Here is a 16,372-nt window from a genome sequence, read left to right as displayed (position 1 = left end):
GATCGGCCTGACGTCACTTGTTGGTGTTCTATAGTTGGGTTTGACGAAATTGGCTCGGTGTTACGCCACTCCATTTTTTAAAGGCACGGGCAAAGTTGGCAGGTTGTAGATAGCCTAAGTACAGTGCAATATCCTGTATTTCGATATGATTGTTATGCAGAAGCTTTTGTGCTTCTTGATATCTCATTTCATCTAATAGACCCAGATAAGAATAACCAGCTTCATCCAGATGTCGTCGTAAGGTGCGACTCGACATATGCAGACGTTCCGCAACATGATCTAGACTTGGATAACCTTTTTGCGGCGTGAGAACTAATTCTGTTTTAACACGTAAGCCAATATCTTGAATGGTTTCAGAAAAACGAATTTGTTCAGCTTCACATTGCGCTAAAGCCTGTTGAAAAGCAGTGGGATCTGCCATTTTGGTGGCATGGTTGAGGATAGATGCTGGGTAGCAAATTTGGTTTTGGGCCTGTTCAAAATGGATCTGAGGAAGTTGAGCTTGAAACTGTTGATGGTAAGGTGGTTCAGACCAATCCACCTGAAGTTGGACCTCAGCAAAATCACGCTCGGTTAATGAGCGTCCCGTTTGTACAATGCCAATCATCAGGCATTCATAGAAAAAGCGTCTTAAAATTTCCGCCTGTTCAGCATGCTGACTGACGACGGGGTGGGTTTGCTTGATTTCAATAATGGAATGTTGATGGTGTTCAAAAAAATCAATTCGGTAATCTTTGAGCCGCATATTGAAAAATTGTGTTGCAAGTTCAATTGACTGTCGCAAAGAAGGGCTACTCATTAGCGCATAGCCCATTGGACCATGGGCAGTGAGACGCAGTTTTAGCCCATATTCGTAGCCTAAACCAGCATCTTTGGCCAAGCTTAAACAGATCCAAGCCAATTTTGACCATTGTTTGGGACTGATACGCGCATCTAATTGATGCAGAAGTGCCGAAGCTATTTTACTTTGCTGCAGAATCTCGGAAGCAGAGAAGCCTTTTTCAACCATAATTTCCAAGAGTAAATGCACATAAGAAATCGGAATACTGGCTTTGGATAAGCCATAGGGATCTTTCATTTCTTGTTTTAATTTGGCCGAAAATGATTAGCAGTATGGCTGAATTACCGCTCACGCTCAAGTTCTCGCTGCTCAATACTGAGGACATTGTATTGAACTGAGTATGGATGATGAGTTTACCTCTTCCTATTAAAGATTCCCCCGTTGTAATTACTGGTGCTTCTTCGGGTATTGGAGAAGCATTGGCACAACAATTTGCAGCCCGAGGCTATTCACTTATTTTGGTTGCCCGACGTGTCGATAAATTAGAAGCACTTGCCAGTCAACTACGTGAAAAATACCAAGTCGAGGTGACTTTACGTCCTTGTGATCTTGCGGATCGTCAAGATAGAACCACTTTCCGTAAAGAGCTAGAACAGATCAATGTGGCGGTGTTATGCAATAACGCAGGCTTTGCCACTTTCGGACGTTTGCATGAGTTGGATGCGGATCGGGAGCGTGAACAGACCGAAGTGAATACGGTGGCCGTGCAGGATCTGACTTTAGCGGTATTGCCGAACATGATGCAGCGCCGAACAGGTGCGATTCTGATTGTGGGTTCGACCTCGGGGCATCAACCGACACCAGCCAACGCAACCTATGCCGCAAGCAAAGCCTTTGCCAACTCTTTTGCCGAATCACTGCATAGTGAGCTGAGCGGCACGGGCGTGAGCTGTACCTTATTGGCACCGGGTCCAACCAAAACCGGTTTCAATGAAGTGGCAGGCATCAGCAAAATTGACGGCATTGGGGGCAATCTAGTCTGGGTGTCGGCAGAACGTGTTGCCAAAGAAGCGATTCAAGGCATGGCTTGCAATCGTCGAATTGTAATTCCTGGATGGCTTGCCCAAGCCCAGACTCTTGGAGGACGTTATATCCCGCGCATCATCCTGTTACCGATATTAAAGCAGGTCTTTTCGAGGTTAAAAGCATGAGACAGTTGATAAATGACCTACGCACACCTATTGGTCTCGCCAATTTAGGCAATAAGCTCTATCACAATGCGCAATATTTAACTGCGGTAGTCGAGGTGAATGAGAAGGCGATGGCCCGTTGGTTACCTGCTGGCATGAAGTTGGCCAAACCTGCCAGAGCGGATTTGTTTTGTGCCTATTTCCCCGAAAATGTCTATACGGGGGCCTATCACGAGGCAGGCTTATTTGTACATATTCAGGTCGGCAATAAAACAGGCATCTTTTGCCCGTGGATGATCTTGGATGATGACCGTGCCATGATTATTGGGCGGGAATTGCTGGGCTATCCGAAAAAAATCGGGGAAATCAGTTGGGACAATGATGGTTCACGGATTATCAGTCAGGCATCGCGCCGTGGAACGGTCTTGATTGAAATGGAAGCCAAATTGAGTGAGCTAATAAAGGATGCACCCCCCATTTTAGGTTTGCCGCATCGCAATATTACAGGCGGTTTAGGCTTAGGTTTACCCCGAGAAGTGCGATTCACGCCGAAAGAGCATGTTGTTGAAGTGCGCCGTGTCGAAATGAAATTACGCTTTAGGGGGACGGTGAATGATCCTTTACATGAAATGGGCTTAGGCAAGGTGATGGATGCGCGTTTGCATCGGGTGGACTTATCAGGTGGTCTTATTCCACCGATTCAGATTCCACGGTTACGCACCCCATTATTTTTACTGCGCCAATTTAATCCGCGTGTTTTATAGCTGAGGGCGACGTGATGAATCTTGTTGCTGTTTCTTCAAAGCCGACGGTTGCTGACTATCGTCAAGTTTCTGCTTCGATTGAGATCCAAGTACGTAACATGGATTTTGCTTTTCCAGATGACATTTCAGAATTTTGGTTTCACCAGAATCCTTTACTGAGCATGTTGCTGACCGCCTTATCCAGTGCATTTCCTGATGGAGAGCGGCAGTTTATTCATAGCGTGCGCCTTTATCAATCACAGATCAAAGATCCTGTTTTACTGAAACAGGTGCGTGCCTTTATTGGTCAAGAAGCACATCACGGTAAAGAACATGATGGATTGAATGCCATGATGTTGAAAAAAGGTTATCCAGTCGATCGAATTTATAAGCGATTTAAAAAGATGAATCGTTTGATGCAGACACAATTTTCTCCTGCGCATCAGTTGGCGTGTACGGTATGCATGGAGCATCTAACCGCAATTCTTGCAGATTACTTTATCGCGACTGCACCTGAAGATTTGGCTTTATTTCATGCGCAGGTGAGAAAAATCTGGGCATGGCATGCCATTGAAGAAACTGAACACAAAGCGGTGGCCTTTGATGTATATCAAAGTTTGGTCAATCGACCCTATTTCCTAAGGTTGGTGATGCTGGAAACAACACTTTCTTTTGTAATGATCACCACCCGTGGAACCATCGAGCTTTTACAGCACTCAGGCCAACAAGGTGATTTAAAGGGGGTATACCAAGGGCTTCATTATCTGTTTGGACGTAAAGGTTTAATCAGAAGGATAAGCAGGCAATACCTCGACTTTTTCTCAGCAGATTTTCATCCTTGGCAGCATGACAACCGTAATCAAGTGAATCGGCTTAAACAGCAATATTTAGCATGAGCTTCTGGCAGCGCATTGGCTCAGATCAGCATCGCGCTGCTTAGCTATAGATTAATATTTTAGGAAGAATGAAAATGACAGCATCACTATCCTCAAATTCTACTTTACAACAACCACTACGATTGGCATGTGGCATCAGCATCCCAAACCGAATTGCAAAGTCAGCCATGAGTGAACAATTGGCAGATCGACATGGCTCGCCCACCACGGATATACAGCAGCTTTATGCCGCATGGGCCAGAGGTGGAACAGGTCTGTTAATCACCGGCAATGTGATGATTGATCATCGTGCCTTTGTTGAGCCAAGAAATGTGGTGTTGGAAGACCAGCAATTCTTACAAGCGCATAAACTCTGGGCCCAAGCAGCACAGGCCAATGGCAGCAAGATTATTATGCAAATCAACCACCCCGGTCGTGTTGCGGTCTTACCCTTATTAAAAAAGCCGATTGCACCCTCAGCGGTGGGGCTGGATTTGCCTGCGATGAATCTGATTCGTGTGCCACGTGCCATGTCAGAAACAGAAATATTCGAACAAATCCAGCGTTTTGCAACGACGGCAGCACTTGCTGTGAAAGCAGGTTTTGATGGGGTGCAAGTCCATGCCGCCCATGGCTATTTGTTGTCGCAATTCTTATCCCCCTTGGCCAATACCCGTAGCGATCAATGGGGTGGAAGCCCAGAAAATCGTCGTCGTATCTTGATTGAAACGGTTCGGGCTGTGCGTCAGGCTGTTGGCAAAAATAAAATCCTCAGTGTCAAACTGAATTCAGCCGATTTCCAAAAAGGGGGCTTGAGTCAGGAAGAATCGGTGCAGATTGCCTTGGCCTTAGAAGCTGAAGGGATTGATTTACTGGAAGTGTCAGGTGGAAATTATGAGTCACCCGCTCAACTGGGATATGCACCTGAGCGTCAGGCTCAGCGTGATGCCTATTTTCTGGATTATGCCAGCGCTTTGCGCCAACACAGCAGATTACCCTTGATGCTCACGGGTGGGCTACGCAATGTCGAGCTGATGAATCGTATTGTGGCTGATGGCACTGTAGATTTGGTGGGACTTGCTCGACCATTTGCTTTACATCCTGATCTAGCCAAGCAGCTCTTGGCAGGAAAATCAGTTACAGAAGCTGCAAAAATTCCAGCTATTGGCTATAAGCCCGTCGATGCCTATCTACAACTGGCTTGGCATGCCGCTCAATTCCGCCGTATCAGCAGTGGCCAGAAACCAAAGGCGATTAAGGGTCTCGTCCGTACTTTGCTGGCATTTGGACCACGGATGGGTTTTAACATTTTGACGCAGGAATAGTCGTCACGGTTATTTAGATAAGGAGTTGTCTTATGCGTGGATTAATGAAAGAAACCCATTCAATTATTCCTCGACGCCCCATATTTGATTTTGCAGCAACACCGAGCCACTGGATCTATGATGATCCAATGGCATCGCAGATGCTCAATGTGATTAATCCGATTACCCCTGCACCAGAACGCTGGTTTTGTCAGACTTTTCGAGATGCGCTGCCTTTCGTTCAAGATCAACAATTAAAAGCAGCTGTGATGGCTTTCATTAAACAGGAAGGGGCGCATAGTTATGGACATACCTTGGGCACGCGGCATATCGAAGCATTAGGGATTGATTTAAGTCAGTATAGCGAAATGATGAGCTGGATCTTTAATGACCTACTTGGCTCTAAACCCTTGGGTTATGAATTAAAGCATGCTCGATTAAAATCCATGTGGCTAAACACACGCCTTGCCATGGTCGCAGCGGCAGAGCATTTAACCGGTGTGCTGGGGCATTGGGTACTCAATGCAGAGGGACTACAGCAAGCACCTGTTGATCAACAAATGTTGCGTTTATTGCAATGGCATGGTGCAGAAGAAGTCGAACATCGTGAAGTGGCCGATGCGATGTTTCGGCATTTGAGTAATAATCTTGTATTAAGAACAGGCGCGGCAGTTTTTACGTTTCCTTTATTTATTGTCTTGGCCTATATTGCTGTGGAAACCCTCGTCGCAAAAGATCCTCAATTACCGCAGCGTTTTCGCTATAAAGATTATTTCCGTGCGGCGAGACAGGATCGTGTACCTCGAGCAAGCTATATTGCGCGTGCCTGTTTACGTTACTTTAACCCGAAGCATAGTCCATTACATGAAGGCTCAACAGCACAAGCACTGGCTTATTTAAACAATATGCCTGAGTTTAAGCTGACTTAGCCGATAAATCTTCCTTCACTTTAGGCGATGCCTGCCATCATCATTTGAATCGCGGCATCGCTATATTTTTTGAGCACATCAGAATCAGCAGGCGCGGATAAGAACTTAAATGCACCCGCGATAATCATGCCGACGATGGCATGCCCAGTCATTTCGGTATCCAGATCCGCTTTTAAATAACCGCACTTAACGCCATTTTTTAAATAGTCTGCGGTAAGTAAGCCACCGAGGTGTAACAGGTTATGTACCTGTGCTGTCATTTCTTTATCAATTGAAGTGGCTTCGAGCAGAATTAAGCGCACAGCGCGTGGATTATCTTTGGCAAATTCCTGAAATTTACTGGAAATCCTTTCGCATTGAATCCGATAAGCCTCGAGCGTGGATACCGCATCGGGTGCATTTTCATCGGCCAGTAAGGCGGTAATTTTAAACATGGTATCGACAATGACTTTATCTAGAATGTCTCTTTTATTCTCAAAATGACGATAGAAAGTGCCATGACCAATCCCCAGTCTTTTGGCAATGTCAGAGATCGCAGTTTGATGATAACCGCGTTCAGAAAATTCCAAAAAAGCAGCTTCAATAATTTCTGCTTGTAATTGAATACGTTGGCGTTCAGCACGCGAGAGAGTTGTTTGATCATTCATGCTAAAAATTTTATCAGAACTTTATCGGAAATACGATAAAACAAAATTTAAGAAAATTGACACATCATTCCGTAAATGACATCATGTTCCGAGTTGGTGATTTTTTGACTAATAAAAGGAACTGCACATGGGAAAAAAATACAGTTTTTTAAACAAAGTAGTGCTGATTACAGGTGGAGGGCGAGGGATTGGTTTAGCCACCGCCGTTGCCTTTAGAAAACTCGGCGCCAAAGTGGCAATTGGCGATATTGATCTAGAATTGGCTCAGCAAGCCGCCACTAAAGTGCAAGGTTTTGGTGGCTATTTGGATGTGCGGTCACAGAACTCATTTCATGACTTGATTGTGCAGATTGAAAAAGCACTTGGGCCAGTAGATATCTTGGTCAACAACGCAGGCATTATGCCAATGGGGGCGATGGTCGAGGAAAGCCAAGCCATCACCGATGCGCAAATTGATATTAATTTACGTGGGGTGATTCATGGCATGAAAGCAGTACTGCCCAAAATGCTGCAACGCCAAACAGGCCATATCGTCAATGTTGCCTCTCTGGCAGGTAAATATCCGATTCCGGGTGCTAGTATTTATTGTGCAACTAAATTTGCAGTGGTAGGGCTGACCGCTTCTATGCAACAGGAGCTCAGAGATACGCCGATTGGTGTATCCGCTGTTTTACCTTCTAAGGTCTTAACTGAATTGTCCTCTGGAACAGGAGACAGTTTGCCGATTCCGACCGTAGAACCGCAAGATGTAGCGAATGCGATTATCCAAGCCGTAGCGCATAATCTGGCTGAAATTGCGGTGCCGAATTATTTAACCCATACCCCGAAAGCGTATGGATTGGTACCGCACTGGTTGAATACAGGGTTTCGTAAATTCATCGGGGATGATCGAATTTTAAAAGGTCTCGATCAGAATGATCGTAAAGCATATAGCCAACGTTTAAGCCAACTGGCACAGACAAAATAAGGATTACAACTCATGGCGAAGATCGAAAAATTTCATGTGGTGATTATTGGGGCTGGCTTTGCAGGGATTGGCGCCGCGATTAAATTACAGCAAGCGGGTTTTACAGATATCGTAATCTTGGAAAAAGCTGATGAAATTGGTGGTGTCTGGCGTGCCAACACCTACCCAGGTTGTGCTTGCGATGTCCCATCAGCGTTGTATTCCTATTCTTTTGCACCAAATCCACAATGGAGTCGGGTGTTTGCACAGCAGCAAGAAATTAAGACCTATATACAACATGTTGCACAGCAATTCGATGTGAAAAAGTATGTCCGCTTTGGCTATGAAATGCTGGAAAGTGCTTGGGATGATCAGGCCAAGCATTGGGTGGTGAAAACCAATCAAGGTCTCATCCATGCCCGTTTTGCGATTATGGCAGGTGGACCAATGCATCAACCTGTATTGCCGAAAATTAAAGGTTTGGAGACCTTTAAAGGGGCCCAGTTCCACTCGGCAGAATGGAACCATGCTTTTGACTTAAACGGTAAAAAGGTTGCTGTTGTTGGGGCAGGCGCTTCGGCAATTCAATTTGTACCTGAGATTCAAGCTCAAGTGGAGAAACTCACTTTGCTACAGCGTACCCCACAATGGGTATTGCCAAAAATGGATCAAAGCCTACCAAAACTTGCTCAGGCGCTGTTTAAAGTGCTTCCAGTCACTCAGCGTTTGACCCGTTATGGTGTTTATGGCGTATTCGAATCGTTAAATTCTAGTATGCATCATCCAAAATTGGTCAGCCAGATTGAACGCTTAGCCAAATTGAATATTCGTTTAGGGGTGAAAGATCCCGAGTTACGAGCAAAGCTGCTGCCTGACTTTACCATTGGTTGCAAACGGGTGTTACAGTCCAATCAATGGTATCCCGCATTGGCAAAGCCGAATGTCGAGGTGTTGCGCTGTGGAGTAGAAGAAGTGCGTGGCAATACTTTGATTGCCAGTGATGGATCAGAACATGAGGTCGATGCGATTATTTTTGGCACAGGCTTTGAAGTGAGTAATCCACCGATTGCCAAGCAGATTCGCAATAAGCATGGCAAAAGTATGGACGAAGTCTGGCAGGGCAGTGCTAAAGGTTATCTCGGTACCGTGGTTGAAGGTTGTCCGAATGCTTTTGTGATGTTTGGTCCTAATATTGCCGTGAGTTCATCCGCACTGATCATCATTGAGGCACAATTGACGTATATCTTGGATATGCTGAAAAAAGTACAGGCACAACAGATTGAAACTGTTGAAATTCGTGCTGAGGTATTGGAACAGTACAATGATGAAATCCAAGCCGCATTAAAAAATACAGTCTGGAATACCGGCGGATGCAGCAGCTATTTTATCGATCGCAATGGACGTAATAGTACCTTATGGCCGTGGACGACTTTTGAAATGCGATCTCGCTTAGCACATTGTGATCTTAACGACTATGTTCTTGGTTTTACTAAGTCTGAAACTGATAAAAAAGCCAGTTAAAGGATGACTCGGTGATGTCATGAATAGGAGCACATGATGCAGCAAAAGATGATTGAAACAGGCGTAAAAATGAGTTTGCGACTGAGTTTTAAACTGGCCAGTGGTCTGGCTTTACCATTTCCAGTGTTGCGTACTGCAATGGAAGTCGGCTCAACTATTTTTAAACCTAGAGCCGATGTTTGGGTCAAACAGATTAAATTGAGAGATGCACGGGATCAACGTATTGTTTTCGCCGAAGTGGCAACGCCTGAAGATGAAACTCAAGGAGTGTTATTACACTGTCATGGTGGGGCATTCTTTGCAGGTTCGTCTCGGACGCATCGCGCTTTATCGACCGAGTTCGCTGCACGGGGCAAGCTCATCGTATATATGCTGGATTATCGACGTGCGCCTGAACATCCTTACCCAGCGGCATTGAATGATGTGAAGTCGGTCTATCAACATTTATTGAATGATGGTTGGAAGCCTGAACAGATTATTTTAGGCGGAGATTCCGGTGGTTGTGCTTTGGCCTTAGCTTTAGCCGTTGAACTGAGATCGGCAGGAGATGCTTTACCTGCTGGAATGGTGATGATCTCGCCTTATGTCGATATCAGCTTAAGTTCGGCTTCTGTTTATAACAATGCCAAACGAGATCCAATGATTAAAAGCTATGTCTTGAAACGTGGTGGCGATGGATATCGTGGGCAACTCCAATCCAATGATCCACGCATTTCACCTATTTTTGCTGATTTAAGCGGTCTTCCACCGATGTTGATTCAAGCAGGCAGTGAAGAGATTCTCGTGGATGATGCGGCCCATTTAGCTGAACGTGCCCAGCAATCGGGTGTGCAGGTTCATCTGCATATTTATGAAAATATGTGGCATAACTTTCAGATGTTTAATCGCTTTATTCACAAGTCTGAACAGGCCCTAGATGAAATTGGGAGCTTTATGCAGAAGGTCTTAATCAAGGAGAAATAATGGTTTCGCTTTTAACTTAAATTTTTAACAACGGTTCATTTTAATTTTAAAGCCTATATTTTTGATTGAGATTAAAGCCATCATCATTTTAAAAATAAAAACAAGTATGTCACTCGAACAGATTTAAAACGCATCACTTTGCTGCACCTTTTTATTCAGGCCAACGCTTAAACATGTTGCTTATTTGAGAACATATATAGTGTTTCAAGAATAGCCTAAGCTACCCTTGAAACATCCTATCGTTATTGTTGTGCGAGACCTCCACCCAAGACTTTATAGAGTTCAATCTGATTATTCAGTCGTGCCTGTTCTAGCACTAGTAAACTTTGCTCAGCAGCATAATGAGCGCGTTGTGCATCCAAGACAGTTAAATAGCTATCAATCCCTGCACGAAAACGGGTGTTTGAGAGCCGATAGGTGGTTTGTGTCGCATTGACCAAACGCCGTTGTGCTGAAATTCGTTCGTCCATATAGGCACGCGTAGCAAGGCTGTCGTTGACTTCTCTAAAGGCTGATTGAATGGATTTTTCATAATTCGACAGCGCAATTTGCTGCTCGATTTTTGAAATTTTGAGATTGGCCTGACGGGTGCCCCAGTCAAAGATTGGCAGATCCAGACTAGGACCAATCGACCAGATGCCATTGCCTGATTTAAATAGATCACTGAGTTGAGTCGATGCATAGCCTGCTGAACCCGTTAAACGAATGCTGGGAAATAGTGCCGCTTTAGCAATCGAAATATTGGCACCTGCTTCGTGCAATTGATATTCAGCCAGTTTGAGGTCAGGGCGATTATTCAGTAAATCACTGCTTAAACCGGTGCTTAATACTGTGGTGGTGCTGATGTTTTGAACCGGTTGTTGTGGCAAGAGATGCACTGGAAGCGGCTGACCGACCAACAGGTTAAGTAAATTCTGCGCCTGTGCCAGCTGAGTTTGAGAGTTGGCCGCATCATGACGTGCAGTTTCGACCGAGATCTGTGCCTGACGCAAGGGAATTTCACTGTCAGTGCCCGCATTGAAACGCTTTTGATTGAGCTGATAAGCATTCAATTGTGCCGCCAGTGTTTGTTGAGCAAGTTTGAGCTGCGCATTGCTAAAGGCATAATCTAACCATGCTTGGCTGACTTGACTGACTAAACTGATTTGCATGGCATCACGCGCACTTTGGGTCGCCAGATAACGATCCAATGCTGCTTCTTTCAGATTGCGAACCCGTCCCCAAAAATCCAGCTCATAAGCGGTAAGGCCTAAGCCGACTTGCAAGCTTGAACTTGGATTATGGGGATCAAGGGTTGGAGAGACTTGGCGAAGCAGATCGGCACGACCAGCAATCATTGGAAACTGATCATTTTTTCTGATCTGATAATATTGCTGTGCGCGCTGAATATTCAGACTTGCGCTGCGTAAATCACGATTATGACTGAGGGCTAGTTCAATCACCTGCACTAAACGTGGATCGGCAAGAAACTGTTGATAGCCTTGACTAGCAATGGAGTTGCCTTGAATCGAATGATCATAACTGATCGGAATATCGGCACTGACAATGGGTGGTTGTGGTTGAAGATTTTGGCAGCCACTGAGTGACAGAGCCAATGCTGCCAGGATGAGTCCAGTACTTATCACCTGCTTGTATGAATGATGCTGGGAGCTTTTGGCAAAGACTAGATCGTTATTCATGCTTCGTACTCCATCGCATTAATTTTCTGTAGTTCCTGTACACGAGCCGAACTTTGGTTATGTTGACGTGCCAGCAGACTATAAATGGTGGGCAATACAAACAGGGTAAAGAAGGTACCAATCAACATGCCGCACACGATCACGACACCAAGACCAAAACGGCTATGTGCGCCCGCACCTGTCGCAAACAGCAGTGGAATAAGACCAAATACCATTGCTGCCGTGGTCATCAGAATCGGGCGTAAGCGAATTTGTGCTGCTTTGAGAATGGCGGCCCGTTTATCCAACCCTTCATGCAGTTGCAATTCATTGGCAAATTCAACCATGAGAATGCCATGTTTACTAATCAGACCAATCAGGGTCACCAGTCCAATTTGGGTGTAGATATTGACAGTGGCATAACCTAAAGCCAAAGGAATCAAAGCACCGCAAATCGACAGGGGCACGGTAATTAAGATAATGAACGGGTCGACCAGACTTTCATATTGCGCGGCCAAGACCAGATAAATCACCACCAAGGCAGCCAAAAATGCAAATAACAAGGTATTGCCTTCTTGCATATATTGGCGGGCATCGGCTTGCCAGTCATGGCTAAACCCTGTGGGCAACTCAGCAGTGACTTGTTCTAGGAAGGCCAAGGCTTGACCAAGTGAAACCCCAGGTGCAGGAATGGCTTGGAAGGTTGCTGCATTTTGTTGGTTGAACTGGGTCAGCTTATTCGGTTCAACGGTTTCGTTTAAATGCACAACAGTAGACAGGGGAATCAGTGTTCCTTGATCGGTGCGTACAAATTGCTGGGTCAATGCTTGCGCAGTCAGACGCTGGTTTTTGATGCTTTGCGGAATGACATCATAAGCACGGCCCAGCATACTGAAACGATTGACATAGTTTTCACCCACGAGCGTGGCGAGCGCCTCGCCAATATCTTGCATCCGAATGCCCAAGCTATTGGCCTTGGCACGATCGACTTCAATTTTCAGCATCGGATTATTGAAATCAAGATCACTGTCTACCACCACAAACAAACCACTTTCACGGGCTTTTTGTTTGATATTTTCCATGGTTTGATAAATGGTGGCATAGTCTTGCGCACTACGCAGCACCATCTGAATAGGCAGTCCACCTGTTGAACCAGGCAAGGCTGGATTTTGGAAGACAAAAATACTGCTTCCTTCTACAGCGCCCACTTTGCTTTGTAGTTCCTGTTGAATCTCATCTGCAGAACGGCTACGTTCAGCCCAAGTGGATAAGGTGGTACCGCCAAAACTGGCTGCTGGGCCATCGGTTCCATTAATAATCCAAGTGGTACTGGTTTCAGGTAGCGTCCAGAACACTTTATCCAATTCGGCATTGAAATGTTCGGCGTAGTTCAGGTTGGCATGCTGAGGTGCTTTAATTGCAGTGAGGACACTGGCTTGATCTTCCAGTGGCGCCAACTCTTTCTGTGGTAGTTGATAGAGCAGAGGCAGGCTGGCAAAAACAGCAACTGCAAAGACCACGGTAATCCAGCGATGCTGTAATGAAAATTGCAATAGCTTATGGTACGCGTGGGTTAAACGTTCAAAAAACCATTCAGCAGCTTTGGCCATGCGGCCTTCATCCTGCTTGGATTGCAGCAGATAGGAACTCATTACAGGGGAGAGCGTCAGGGCAATAAGTCCAGAAACCAGAACAGCACCTGCGAGTGTTAAGGCAAACTCCTTAAATAATGAGCCCGTTAATCCGCCCATCAGACCAATCGGTGCATAGACCGCAGCTAGGGTAATGGTCATGGCGATCACGGGACCTGCCACTTCGCGTGCACCCACCAGTGCGGCAGCAATAGGTGACAAGCCTTCTTCAATATGACGGTGTACATTCTCCACCACCACAATCGCATCATCCACCACCAGTCCAATTGCCAGTACCATCGCCAATAAGGTCAGTAAGTTAATACTAAAACCAAAAATCAGCATCAAGCCTAAAGCGCCAAGCATTGACAGTGGAATTGTCACCACAGGAATCAAGACACTACGCAGCGAACCAAGACAGAGATAGATCACGGCAATGACAATAATCAGCGCTTCGATAAAGGTATGTAGCACTTCATCAATCGAAGCATCAATAAAACGTGCGGTTTCATAAGCCAGATTGGCTTTGACACTGGGTGGTAAGGTTTTCTGGATCTCAGGTAATTTATCTTTGATGCCTTGTACAATCACCAGTGGATTGCCTGTTGGGGTGGCTTGCAGACCAATGAAAATTGCAGCCTGACCATCCATCGAGGCACTGGTTTCGGTGGATGCTGCACCAAGTTCAACCGTAGCGACATCCTGCAAACGAATCAGGTTCTGCCCATCATTACGAATCACCAGATTTTTGAAGTCTTGAATACTGGTTAGCTCGGTTGACACATTGACATTGGAAACCACCAATTCACCTTTGATTTGGCCCGGCGCGGCTTGGTAGTTATTTTGACGAATGGCATTGGCGACATCGGCGGCGGTGACACCCCGACTGGCCAAGCGGTCTGCATCCAGCCAGATCCGCATTGCCAGACGCTGGCTGCCGTAGGTTTGTACTTTTGCCACACCTTCAATGGTGGATAGCATCGGTTCAACCACTCGGGACAGATAGTCGGTTAGCTCAGGCATAGAAAGTTGTTCACTGGAAAAGCCGATATAGGCCACATCGGTTGATTCACCAGAGGAGCGTTCAATCACGGGGTCGAATGCCTGTTCGGGCAATTTGTAGCGAACTTGATTGACCTTGGCCATGACTTCGGTCAGGGCCTGGGTGGAATCTCGGTTGAGTTGCATACGCAGGGTAATTACACTGCGACCTTGCACCGAGGATGAACTGAGGTAATCAATGCCTTCAACTGAAGAGACTGCTTGGGCAATCGGTTGTGTGACAAAACCTTGCATTAGCTCAGCCGAAGCGCCTGGATATTCGGTGCTGATGCTGATGGTTGAACTTTCTAATAAGGGATATTGGCGAATCGGCAGTTTATTCAGTGAGAATAGACCCGCCAATAAAATCAGGGTACTGACCACCAGAGCCAATACAGGGCGTTTTACAAAAAGATCGGTAAATTTCATCTGTGCTTCCCCTTACACTTTGGCTTTGCTTGGGGAGGAGGGCGACTGCTGCAAGGTATTTTCTGTGGGTTCAACTTGCATACCATCACTAAGTCGAACTTGACCTGAAACCACCACTTGGTCACCTGCTTTCACACCAGATTGCACTTCAACCCAACCTTGATAGCGTTCACCGAGCTCGACCGCAACACGTTGAACTGTCAAAGTGTTGTGGTCTTTTTTGACCAGAAACACGGTATTGCCATAGGCGGTATAGGTGATCGCTGTTTCAGGGATTACCAGACTCGGTAAATTGGTCTCTTGTATGTCCAGTTTTGCATACATGCCAGGTTTTAACTGTTGATGCTGATTATTGAGCAGTGCCTGTCCCATCATGGTTCTGGATTTACTCACCATCGGATCAATCGCACTCACCACCGCAGAAAAACTTTGTTCAGGAAAGGCATCTATTTTCAGTTGAACGGCTTGGCCGGTTTTTAAGCGTGCAGCCAGTTGTTCATCCAGTGTGAAATTGGCAAGCAGTTGCTGTGTATCGACCAGATTGGCAATACTGCTGCCTGCTTCCAGATATTGCCCTTGATGCACTTGGCGAATCCCGATTACACCAGAGAAGGGCGCACGGATGGATTTCTGTTCAATCAGGGCTTGTAGTTGCTGGATTTCAGCACGGGTCATATCTCGATCCGCCAATGCCGTATCCATTTCAGCGCGTGAAATGGCATTGCTATCAATCAGTTGTTTGGTACGGTGATAGGCCATTTCGGCCTGTTTGAGTTTGGCTTGTAGCCGCCCTAAATTGCCTTGCTCGACATTGGTTTTTAGTTGAACCAGTAATTGTCCTTTTTTGACGTATTGTCCAGACTGAAAATAAATCTGTTCAATCACGCCTGTGGTTTCCGCAGACACTTGCACTTGCCGTACTGCTTCTAACTCGCCAATACTGGACAGAATACGGGGCGTGACTTGTTGCTTGACGGTGGTCAGCGCGACCTTGACCGGTGGATAACGATAGCTGGAAACATGCTCGGCTGTGCGGGATTTAAAATAAAAATAAGCAGCTACAGCAATGATGATTAACATGCTGATGATCAGCACAATACGCAGTTTGGTTCTCATGCGATCACTCCAACATCTTGAAGCTGTTGACGAAAATGGCTGGCAATCGCAATGCCGATTAAACCTCCAATCACTGAAATATGTTCAAGTGCAAAATACAGCGAGATTTGTGCTTGTACCCCTGACATATTCCAAAAGCGATGTACCAGTACAATCGTAATCACTAGAAAAACAGACAGCAGTGCAGCACCTAACCAGAGGTAGCGATCAAATAAAACACTGTAACTGCCCACCAGTAAAATCAGTGCCGAGGCATAATTAAACAGCCAAGCGGGTTCTAAACCTGCCGCTTGCATTTCTTGAAAGCCTGCATCGACATCCAGCACTTTGCTGAGACCTGAGCTAAAAAATAACAGTGCCAAAAAGCATCGGCTAATGATCCATAACCATTGGCTTTCTAAACTTGATTTAATGAAGTACGGCATAGGCGTATTTCCTGAGTAGATTCAGACAGACTGCTGAAAAACATTAAAAATGAATTGCTTAATTGCATTTGGGGGATGCAGTGTTCAGCAGTCTAAAACCTCAAGTTATATTGAGGTCAATGGGTTGTGCTGTAAAATTAAAACGTGGAAAAGGGGATGTTGAAAATGAGATA

General features: G+C 45.6%; 14 protein-coding genes. 8 read left to right on the top strand and 6 right to left on the bottom strand.

All coding sequences use genetic code 11. From position 1 onward, the window contains the following. Positions 1–28: 28 nt before the first annotated feature. Positions 29–1,078 carry a helix-turn-helix transcriptional regulator gene (locus tag F957_RS00755; protein WP_016541889.1) on the bottom strand — a complete coding sequence of 350 codons (1,050 nt, stop codon included), beginning with the start codon at positions 1,076–1,078 and terminating at the stop codon, positions 29–31. Between the two features lie 110 nt (positions 1,079–1,188). Here F957_RS00755 and F957_RS00760 point away from each other — a divergent pair, with 110 nt between their 5' ends. The 5 genes from F957_RS00760 to F957_RS00780 all read left to right on the top strand — a co-directional run bounded on the left by F957_RS00760 (position 1,189) and on the right by F957_RS00780 (position 5,822). After that, complete coding sequence (locus F957_RS00760) at positions 1,189–1,992, top strand: SDR family NAD(P)-dependent oxidoreductase (RefSeq protein WP_016660703.1); 804 nt, start codon at positions 1,189–1,191, stop codon at positions 1,990–1,992. Beyond that, on the top strand, positions 1,989–2,735 hold the full coding sequence (locus tag F957_RS00765; RefSeq protein WP_016541887.1) for an acetoacetate decarboxylase family protein: 747 nt from the start codon (positions 1,989–1,991) through the stop codon (positions 2,733–2,735). The genes F957_RS00760 and F957_RS00765 overlap by 4 nt, the downstream gene beginning before the upstream one ends. Before the next feature lie 14 nt (positions 2,736–2,749). Continuing rightward, positions 2,750–3,610 carry a metal-dependent hydrolase gene (locus F957_RS00770; protein WP_016541886.1) on the top strand — a complete coding sequence of 287 codons (861 nt, stop codon included), beginning with the start codon at positions 2,750–2,752 and terminating at the stop codon, positions 3,608–3,610. Between the two features lie 74 nt (positions 3,611–3,684). After that, on the top strand, positions 3,685–4,914 hold the full coding sequence (locus tag F957_RS00775; RefSeq protein ID WP_016541884.1) for an NADH:flavin oxidoreductase/NADH oxidase family protein: 1,230 nt from the start codon (positions 3,685–3,687) through the stop codon (positions 4,912–4,914). A 32-nt stretch (positions 4,915–4,946) separates the two neighbouring features. Continuing rightward, positions 4,947–5,822: a metal-dependent hydrolase gene (locus F957_RS00780; protein ID WP_016541883.1), complete on the top strand. Its 876-nt coding sequence runs from the start codon at positions 4,947–4,949 to the stop codon at positions 5,820–5,822. Positions 5,823–5,842: 20 nt separating this feature from the next. On the opposite strand, the gene F957_RS00785 is transcribed toward F957_RS00780, so the two are convergent. Then, complete coding sequence (locus F957_RS00785; protein ID WP_016541882.1) at positions 5,843–6,469, bottom strand: TetR/AcrR family transcriptional regulator; 627 nt, start codon at positions 6,467–6,469, stop codon at positions 5,843–5,845. A gap of 127 nt (positions 6,470–6,596) precedes the next feature. Here F957_RS00785 and F957_RS00790 point away from each other — a divergent pair, with 127 nt between their 5' ends. Genes F957_RS00790 through F957_RS00800 form a run of 3 tightly spaced genes read left to right on the top strand, consistent with a single transcriptional unit; the run spans position 6,597 to position 9,899 of the window. After that, positions 6,597–7,436, top strand: a complete 840-nt coding sequence (locus F957_RS00790) for an SDR family oxidoreductase (protein WP_016541881.1) — start codon at positions 6,597–6,599, stop codon at positions 7,434–7,436. Between the two features lie 12 nt (positions 7,437–7,448). Continuing rightward, positions 7,449–8,936, top strand: a complete 1,488-nt coding sequence (locus tag F957_RS00795; protein ID WP_016541880.1) for a flavin-containing monooxygenase — start codon at positions 7,449–7,451, stop codon at positions 8,934–8,936. Positions 8,937–8,972: 36 nt separating this feature from the next. Then, complete coding sequence (locus F957_RS00800; RefSeq protein WP_016541879.1) at positions 8,973–9,899, top strand: alpha/beta hydrolase; 927 nt, start codon at positions 8,973–8,975, stop codon at positions 9,897–9,899. Between the two features lie 242 nt (positions 9,900–10,141). Here the strand turns inward: F957_RS00800 and adeC are convergent, their stop codons facing one another. From adeC to F957_RS00820, 4 genes are read right to left on the bottom strand one after another with little or no spacing between them, the layout of a single operon-like run. Continuing rightward, positions 10,142–11,578: an AdeC/AdeK/OprM family multidrug efflux complex outer membrane factor gene (gene adeC, locus F957_RS00805; RefSeq protein ID WP_016541878.1), complete on the bottom strand. Its 1,437-nt coding sequence runs from the start codon at positions 11,576–11,578 to the stop codon at positions 10,142–10,144. Beyond that, positions 11,575–14,658 carry a MexW/MexI family multidrug efflux RND transporter permease subunit gene (locus F957_RS00810; protein WP_016541877.1) on the bottom strand — a complete coding sequence of 1,028 codons (3,084 nt, stop codon included), beginning with the start codon at positions 14,656–14,658 and terminating at the stop codon, positions 11,575–11,577. Before F957_RS00810 ends, adeC begins: the two co-directional genes overlap by 4 nt. Before the next feature lie 12 nt (positions 14,659–14,670). Continuing rightward, positions 14,671–15,774: an efflux RND transporter periplasmic adaptor subunit gene (locus F957_RS00815; protein WP_016541876.1), complete on the bottom strand. Its 1,104-nt coding sequence runs from the start codon at positions 15,772–15,774 to the stop codon at positions 14,671–14,673. Continuing rightward, positions 15,771–16,199: a DoxX family protein gene (locus tag F957_RS00820; RefSeq protein ID WP_016541875.1), complete on the bottom strand. Its 429-nt coding sequence runs from the start codon at positions 16,197–16,199 to the stop codon at positions 15,771–15,773. Before F957_RS00820 ends, F957_RS00815 begins: the two co-directional genes overlap by 4 nt. Positions 16,200–16,372 lie beyond the last annotated feature (173 nt).

The organism is Acinetobacter gyllenbergii CIP 110306 = MTCC 11365 (assembly GCF_000413855.1).
In the GTDB taxonomy this organism is placed as follows: Bacteria; Pseudomonadota; Gammaproteobacteria; order Pseudomonadales; family Moraxellaceae; genus Acinetobacter; species Acinetobacter gyllenbergii.
This window is presented reverse-complemented; position numbering and strand designations above follow the sequence as displayed.

Excerpts from the sequence above, each read along its gene's own strand:
- F957_RS00755 (WP_016541889.1), bottom strand. The coding sequence starts at position 1,078 with ATGAAAGATCCCTATGGCTTATCCAAAGCCAGTATTCCGATTTCTTAT.
- F957_RS00760 (WP_016660703.1), top strand. The coding sequence starts at position 1,189 with ATGAGTTTACCTCTTCCTATTAAAGATTCCCCCGTTGTAATTACTGGT.
- F957_RS00765 (WP_016541887.1), top strand. The coding sequence starts at position 1,989 with ATGAGACAGTTGATAAATGACCTACGCACACCTATTGGTCTCGCCAAT.
- F957_RS00770 (WP_016541886.1), top strand. The coding sequence starts at position 2,750 with ATGAATCTTGTTGCTGTTTCTTCAAAGCCGACGGTTGCTGACTATCGT.
- F957_RS00775 (WP_016541884.1), top strand. The coding sequence starts at position 3,685 with ATGACAGCATCACTATCCTCAAATTCTACTTTACAACAACCACTACGA.
- F957_RS00780 (WP_016541883.1), top strand. The coding sequence starts at position 4,947 with ATGCGTGGATTAATGAAAGAAACCCATTCAATTATTCCTCGACGCCCC.
- F957_RS00785 (WP_016541882.1), bottom strand. The coding sequence starts at position 6,469 with ATGAATGATCAAACAACTCTCTCGCGTGCTGAACGCCAACGTATTCAA.
- F957_RS00790 (WP_016541881.1), top strand. The coding sequence starts at position 6,597 with ATGGGAAAAAAATACAGTTTTTTAAACAAAGTAGTGCTGATTACAGGT.
- F957_RS00795 (WP_016541880.1), top strand. The coding sequence starts at position 7,449 with ATGGCGAAGATCGAAAAATTTCATGTGGTGATTATTGGGGCTGGCTTT.
- F957_RS00800 (WP_016541879.1), top strand. The coding sequence starts at position 8,973 with ATGCAGCAAAAGATGATTGAAACAGGCGTAAAAATGAGTTTGCGACTG.
- adeC (WP_016541878.1), bottom strand. The coding sequence starts at position 11,578 with ATGAATAACGATCTAGTCTTTGCCAAAAGCTCCCAGCATCATTCATAC.
- F957_RS00810 (WP_016541877.1), bottom strand. The coding sequence starts at position 14,658 with ATGAAATTTACCGATCTTTTTGTAAAACGCCCTGTATTGGCTCTGGTG.
- F957_RS00815 (WP_016541876.1), bottom strand. The coding sequence starts at position 15,774 with ATGAGAACCAAACTGCGTATTGTGCTGATCATCAGCATGTTAATCATC.
- F957_RS00820 (WP_016541875.1), bottom strand. The coding sequence starts at position 16,199 with ATGCCGTACTTCATTAAATCAAGTTTAGAAAGCCAATGGTTATGGATC.